1 protein-coding gene is annotated in these 1,143 nt (G+C 77.0%); it reads right to left on the bottom strand.

Annotated features, from left to right (window positions below):
• Positions 1 to 10: 10 nt before the first annotated feature.
• Positions 11 to 1,143, bottom strand: a 1,133-nt coding sequence (locus tag HMPREF0731_RS20125; RefSeq protein WP_007006061.1) for an alpha-hydroxy-acid oxidizing protein, incomplete at its 5' end; no start/stop codon positions are given.

Raw genomic sequence — 1,143 nt, 5'->3', positions numbered from 1 at the left:
CGCGGCGGCCTCAGGCCAGGGCGGAGCGGTCCAGCGCCGCCACCCCGGCCTGGCCGCACAGCGCCAGGGTCAGGTCCAGCTCGGCCGCCAGGGATTGCAGCACGGCGCGCACCCCGGCCTCGCCGCCCAGCGCCAGGCCGTAGACATAGGGCCGGCCGAGCAGCACCGCGCGGGCGCCGAGCGCCAGCGCCTTGGCGATGTCGGCGCCGCTGCGGACGCCGCCATCGAACAGCACGGGCAGCCGGCCCTCGACCGCCGCCACCACCGGCCCCAGCGCGTCCAGCGCCGCGATGGCCCCATCCACCTGCCGCCCGCCATGGTTGGAGACGATGATGCCATCCATTCCGGCGGCCAAAGCGAGGCGCGCATCCTCGGGGTGCAGGATACCCTTCAGCAGGATCGGCAGCCTGGTCATCCGCCGCAGCCGCGGCAGGTCGGCCCAGGTCAGGTCGGGGCGGGCGTACAGCGCGATGAAGCGGCGCACCGCCCGCACCGCCGCGGCCGGGTCGGCCAGCGCCGCCCGCGTGCCGAGCGGCCAGTGGCGCAGCAGCTCGAGCAGCGCCGGCAGGGCGCGCAGCCCGATCGGCGGCCGCTCCGCGCCATCCTCGGCCGGCAGCGGCAGCGTCGCGAAGACCGGGTCGGACAGGTAGTTGGCCAGGCCGCGGCCGCGCAGGAAGGGCAGATAGGCGCCATCCAGATCCATCGGCCGCCAGCCGAGCTGGGTGGTGTCCAGCGTCACCACCACCGCCTCATAGCCCGCCGCCTCGGCGCGGCGCAGGAAGCTCTCGGCCAGCGCGTCGCTGGCCGACCAGTAGAGCTGGAACCAGCGCGGCCCGGCGCCGCCGGCCGCGGCGATGGCCTCGATCGGGTGCGAGGCCTGGCTGGAGGCGATGAAGGGCACACCCTCCGCCGCGGCGGCGCGGGCGGCGGCGAGGTCCGCCTGCCGATGCGCCAGCTCCAGCACGCCGATCGGCGCCAGCAGCAGCGGCAGCGGCAGGGTGCGGCCGAACAGCGTCACCGAGAGGTCGCGCCGCGACACGTCGCGCAGCATGCGCGGCAGCAGGGCATGGCGGTCGAAGGCGGCGCGGTTGGCCGCCATGGTCCGCCCCGCCCCGGCGCCGCCCGCGACATAGGCCCAGGCGC

The sequence above is a fragment of the Pseudoroseomonas cervicalis ATCC 49957 genome (genome assembly GCF_000164635.1).
Taxonomy (GTDB): Bacteria; Pseudomonadota; Alphaproteobacteria; order Acetobacterales; family Acetobacteraceae; genus Pseudoroseomonas; species Pseudoroseomonas cervicalis.
The sequence above is the reverse complement of the archived record's forward strand: the minus strand, read 5'-3'. Positions and strand labels throughout refer to the sequence as shown.